Origin of the sequence: Citrobacter sp. L55 (assembly GCF_002850715.1) — a bacterium.
Lineage (GTDB): Bacteria > Pseudomonadota > Gammaproteobacteria > Enterobacterales > Enterobacteriaceae > Citrobacter > Citrobacter braakii.
In genome coordinates, this window is sequence record NZ_KZ559441.1 from 1 (window position 1) to 4,592 (window position 4,592).

The following is a 4,592-nucleotide window of genomic DNA, read 5'->3' on the forward strand; positions in this document are numbered from 1 at the left end:
ACAGAATTTGCCTGGCGGCTGTAGCGCGGTGGTCCCACCTGACCCCATGCCGAACTCAGAAGTGAAACGCCGTAGCGCCGATGGTAGTGTGGGGTCTCCCCATGCGAGAGTAGGGAACTGCCAGGCATCAAATAAGTGAAGAAGCCCATCCTGCCGGATGGGCTTCTTTGCGTCTGCAGGGAGTGAAAACTGCCGGAGGTGGCCTCCCGCCTTATCCGGCCGGCGTCTGTTATTACCGGATACGGTGCCTGTAAACCTTATTCTGCCTGTGATTGCAGCCTCATCGGTTGCAAAGCAACATCCTAAGCTTCCATAACACAAGCCATCCCGCTGCATATACGGTAAACTAAGCGCGATTTTGCATCAGGAAAGCGTCTATGAATCACTCCCTTAAAGCCTGGAACACCTTCGGTATCGATCAACAAGCTAATGTGCTTGTCTGTGCTGAAAATGCGCAACAACTACTAAATGCCTGGCAATCAGCCAATGCATCACATCATCCAGTGCTAATCCTGGGCGAAGGGAGTAACGTCCTGTTTCTTGATGCCTTCCATGGAACGGTGATCGTCAACCGTATCAAGGGAATAGCGATTACAGAACAACCTGATGCGTGGCATTTGCACGTAGGCGCTGGTGAAAACTGGCATCATCTGGTAGAGCATACGCTGCAGCAAAGCATGCCCGGACTGGAAAATCTGGCGCTGATCCCCGGCTGCGTGGGTTCATCGCCGATCCAGAATATTGGTGCCTATGGCGTAGAACTGCGGCGCGTCTGTGAATATGTGGACTGCGTAGAGCTTTCGACCGGCAAACATCTGCGCGTCAGCGCCGCAGAATGCCGATTTGGTTACCGTGACAGTATCTTCAAACATGAGTACCAGGATCGTTTCGCGATTGTAGCTGTTGGTCTGCGCTTACCTAAACAGTGGCAACCCGTTCTCACATACGGTGACCTGACGCGTCTTGATCCTGCCACGGTAACGCCTCGGCAGGTTTTTGATTCTGTTTGCCATATGCGCACCACAAAACTGCCCGATCCAAAAGTAAACGGGAATGCGGGGAGTTTCTTTAAAAACCCGGTTGTCACCGCGGACATTGCGCAGGAGCTCCTGGTGAAATTCCCGACTGCACCTCATTACCCGCAGGCTGATGGCTCTGTGAAACTGGCTGCTGGCTGGCTTATCGATCAATGTCAGCTAAAAGGCATGCGCATTGGTGGCGCAGCGGTACATCAGCAGCAGGCACTGGTGCTGATCAATGCAGGCCATGCGACGAGTCAGGATGTGGTGCAACTGGCGCATCACGTACGCCAAAAAGTCGGTGAGAAATTCAATGTCTGGCTTGAGCCGGAAGTCCGGTTTATTGGCCCACTGGGTGAAGTGAATGCCGTGGAGATCGTTGCATGAAGGATAATACCGTCCCCCTGACGCTTATTTCATTATTATCCGATGGCGAATTTCACTCTGGTGAGCAACTCGGTGAAAAGCTGGGAATGAGCCGTGCGGCAATCAATAAACATGTCCAGACGCTACGTGACTGGGGTGTTGATGTATTTACTGTCCCTGGTAAAGGATACAGCTTACCTGAACCTATCCAGCTATTAGATTCATCACTTATTTATTCTCAGCTGGATGGCGGGAATATAACGGTCCTGCCGGTTATCGACTCAACCAATCAGTACCTTATGGATCGAATTGGTCAACTGGAGTCAGGGGATGCCTGCGTCGCTGAGTATCAGCAGGCCGGTCGTGGTCGTCGTGGACGTAAATGGTTCTCTCCCTTTGGCGCCAATCTGTACCTTTCAATGTTCTGGCGACTGGAACAAGGACCGGCAGCCGCGATTGGCCTGAGCCTGGTGATTGGTATTGTCATGGCTGAGGTTTTACGCGATCTGGGCGCGGATAAAGTACGTGTTAAATGGCCGAACGACCTCTATTTGCTCGACCGTAAACTGGCAGGGATCCTGGTTGAACTCACCGGAAAAACGGGCGATGCCGCACAGATTGTTATTGGGGCGGGTATAAACATGTCTATGCGTCGGGTTGAGGAGAATGTGGTTAATCAAGGCTGGATTAATCTGCAGGAAGCGGGTATTACCATTGACCGCAATACTCTGGCTGCCCGGCTGATCCGCGAGCTGCGCGCTGCCCTGGTACTGTTTGAGCATGAGGGCCTGGCGCCGTATTTGTCCCGCTGGAGGGCGCTGGATAACTTTATCGACCGTCCCGTTAAACTCATTATTGGTGATAAAGAAATATTTGGCGTATCTCGTGGAATAGATGCGCAAGGTGCATTACTACTCGAACAAAATGGCGTGATAAAAGCCTGGATGGGTGGGGAAATATCGCTTAGAAGCGCTGAATAATAAGAAGGGGAGCTATGGCTCCCCTTTATTTTTTATTTTCGTAATCTGACTTGCTCAACGGCATGATTGGCGCTTTTCGTCATGATTAAGCTGGCTCGCTCACGCGTTGGTAAAATATTCTGTTTTAAATTCAACCAGTTGATTTCTTTCCATAGCGATGTAGCCGTGTTGATTGCCTCGTCTTCCGACAATTTCGCATAGTTATGGAAATAAGAGTCTGGGTTGGTAAATGCCCCTTCGCGGAATTTCAGGAAGCGGTTGATATACCACGTCTGGAGTAATTCTTCTGGCGCATCAACATAAATAGAAAAGTCGACAAAGTCAGAAACAAATACATGATGTGGATCGTGAGGATAGTCCATCCCGCTTTGTAATACATTGAGCCCTTCGAGGATTAATATGTCGGGCTGGGCAACGGTTTTGTCGCCATCAGGGATCACATCATAGATCAGATGAGAATAGACCGGTGCTGTAACGTTGGGGACGCCAGACTTTAAATCGGAAACGAATTTAACCAGACGGTGCATATCATAGGACTGAGGAAAGCCTTTCTTCTTCATGAGCCCACGATCTTTCAACACCTGGTTAGGATGAAGAAAACCGTCAGTAGTGATCAGCTCAACCTTACGATGCTCGGGCCAGCGACTCAGCAACGCTTGCAACACACGTGCAGTCGTACTTTTGCCGACGGCGACGCTGCCAGCAATGCTAATAATATAAGGAATACGCTCGCCGTTGGTGCCTAAAAATTGCTCCAGCACAGCCTGACGCCGCAGGTTCGAACTGATGTAAAAATTTAGCAAACGCGATAATGGCAAATAAATCTCAGCAACTTCTTCCAGCGATAAGTCTTCGTTAATGCCTTTCAGACGAGCAATCTCTTCCTCGGTCAGAGTCATCGGCACGGAATCACGAAGCGCAGCCCACTGGTTGCGATCAAACTGTAGGTAAGGCGACGTTAACGCTTGCTCTTTTATACTCATACGCATGGTCTGGCTGTCATTGCTATATCAGGTCTGCGGTAAAAAACGAAATCATCCCCGGTACGCAATGGCACGCACATTTCAGTTAATTTGGACAATGGGCAGGAGGGTAACACCAGATGGGAGGGAATAATAAGAAAAAATCGTCCCCTGAAACGCAATGTGACGGCTATTCCAGATGTATAAAGATGCACTTTCTCTCTATTGATAACGGCATGCTGGAGCAAAATGCCTTCTGGGAGCGCGGCTGACGTTGGAAATTTGTTCAATTCGAAGAAGAAATAGATTATTTATCGGTCGTATAGCGCAAAATGTGAGCGATAGAACATTTTATGCAATTTTTTAGTTGCATGAGTGCGCATGTCTCCATAAAATGCGCGCTACTTGATGCCGACTTAGCTCAGTAGGTAGAGCAACTGACTTGTAATCAGTAGGTCACCAGTTCGATTCCGGTAGTCGGCACCATCAAGTCCGGTGGGGTTCCCGAGCGGCCAAAGGGAGCAGACTGTAAATCTGCCGTCACAGACTTCGAAGGTTCGAATCCTTCCCCCACCACCACTTTCTGGCAGCGTTATCGCCGCCTGAGCTGGTTAAAAAATTAATCAGCTCGAATAAAAAAGAGAGAAATCTCTTTTTTATTACAGAAAGAACTGGGTAGCCGAGTTTCAGGATGCGGGCATCGTATAATGGCTATTACCTCAGCCTTCCAAGCTGATGATGCGGGTTCGATTCCCGCTGCCCGCTCCAGACGTGCTGATATGGCTCAGTTGGTAGAGCGCACCCTTGGTAAGGGTGAGGTCCCCAGTTCGACTCTGGGTATCAGCACCACTTCACTTCTCCTTCCCGTTTCTCTCTGTTTACTTTTAAAAGCATTCAACAGCTCAGGCATATGGCCTGGTTGATGTGGTGATATCACCGATTTATCCGTGTCTTAGAGGGACAATCGATGTCTAAAGAAAAATTTGAACGTACAAAACCGCACGTTAACGTCGGTACTATCGGCCACGTTGACCATGGTAAAACAACGCTGACCGCTGCAATCACTACCGTACTGGCTAAAACCTACGGCGGTGCTGCTCGTGCATTCGACCAGATCGATAACGCGCCGGAAGAAAAAGCTCGTGGTATCACCATCAACACCTCTCACGTTGAATATGACACCCCGACTCGCCACTACGCACACGTAGACTGCCCGGGCCACGCCGACTATGTTAAAAACATGATCACCGGTGCTGCGCAGATGG

General features: G+C 49.7%; 4 protein-coding genes, 4 tRNA genes, 1 rRNA gene and 1 pseudogene. 8 read left to right on the forward strand and 2 right to left on the reverse strand.

Annotated elements, in window-relative coordinates:
- Positions 1 to 10 precede the first annotated feature (10 nt).
- The 3 genes from rrf (at position 11) to birA (ending at position 2,365) form a co-directional block, all read left to right on the forward strand.
- Positions 11 to 126 (forward strand): 5S ribosomal RNA (gene rrf, locus B9P82_RS27815).
- A 251-nt stretch (positions 127 to 377) separates the two neighbouring features.
- Positions 378 to 1,406 (forward strand): UDP-N-acetylmuramate dehydrogenase, encoded by a 1,029-nt coding sequence (murB, locus tag B9P82_RS27820; protein ID WP_047359268.1) that lies wholly within the window; start codon positions 378 to 380, stop codon positions 1,404 to 1,406.
- On the forward strand, positions 1,403 to 2,365 hold the full coding sequence (birA, locus tag B9P82_RS27825) for a bifunctional biotin--[acetyl-CoA-carboxylase] ligase/biotin operon repressor BirA (protein ID WP_101701441.1): 963 nt from the start codon (positions 1,403 to 1,405) through the stop codon (positions 2,363 to 2,365). Before murB ends, birA begins: the two co-directional genes overlap by 4 nt.
- A gap of 32 nt (positions 2,366 to 2,397) precedes the next feature.
- On the opposite strand, the gene coaA is transcribed toward birA, so the two are convergent.
- Positions 2,398 to 3,348, reverse strand: a complete 951-nt coding sequence (gene coaA, locus B9P82_RS27830; protein WP_003031107.1) for a type I pantothenate kinase — start codon at positions 3,346 to 3,348, stop codon at positions 2,398 to 2,400.
- A gap of 289 nt (positions 3,349 to 3,637) precedes the next feature.
- Positions 3,638 to 3,718, reverse strand: a pseudogene (locus tag B9P82_RS29260) (hypothetical protein); the annotation flags it as partial.
- Between the two features lie 19 nt (positions 3,719 to 3,737).
- On the opposite strand from B9P82_RS29260, the gene B9P82_RS27835 reads away from it, so the two are divergent.
- The 5 genes from B9P82_RS27835 to B9P82_RS27855 form a co-directional block, all read left to right on the forward strand.
- Positions 3,738 to 3,813 (forward strand) — tRNA-Thr (locus B9P82_RS27835).
- A gap of 8 nt (positions 3,814 to 3,821) precedes the next feature.
- Positions 3,822 to 3,906, forward strand: a tRNA-Tyr gene (locus tag B9P82_RS27840).
- A gap of 114 nt (positions 3,907 to 4,020) precedes the next feature.
- A tRNA-Gly gene (locus B9P82_RS27845) sits at positions 4,021 to 4,095 on the forward strand.
- A gap of 5 nt (positions 4,096 to 4,100) precedes the next feature.
- Positions 4,101 to 4,176: transfer RNA gene (locus B9P82_RS27850), tRNA-Thr, on the forward strand.
- A gap of 118 nt (positions 4,177 to 4,294) precedes the next feature.
- Positions 4,295 to 4,592, forward strand: a 298-nt coding sequence (locus B9P82_RS27855) for a GTP-binding protein (protein WP_000031686.1), incomplete at its 3' end; no start/stop codon positions are given.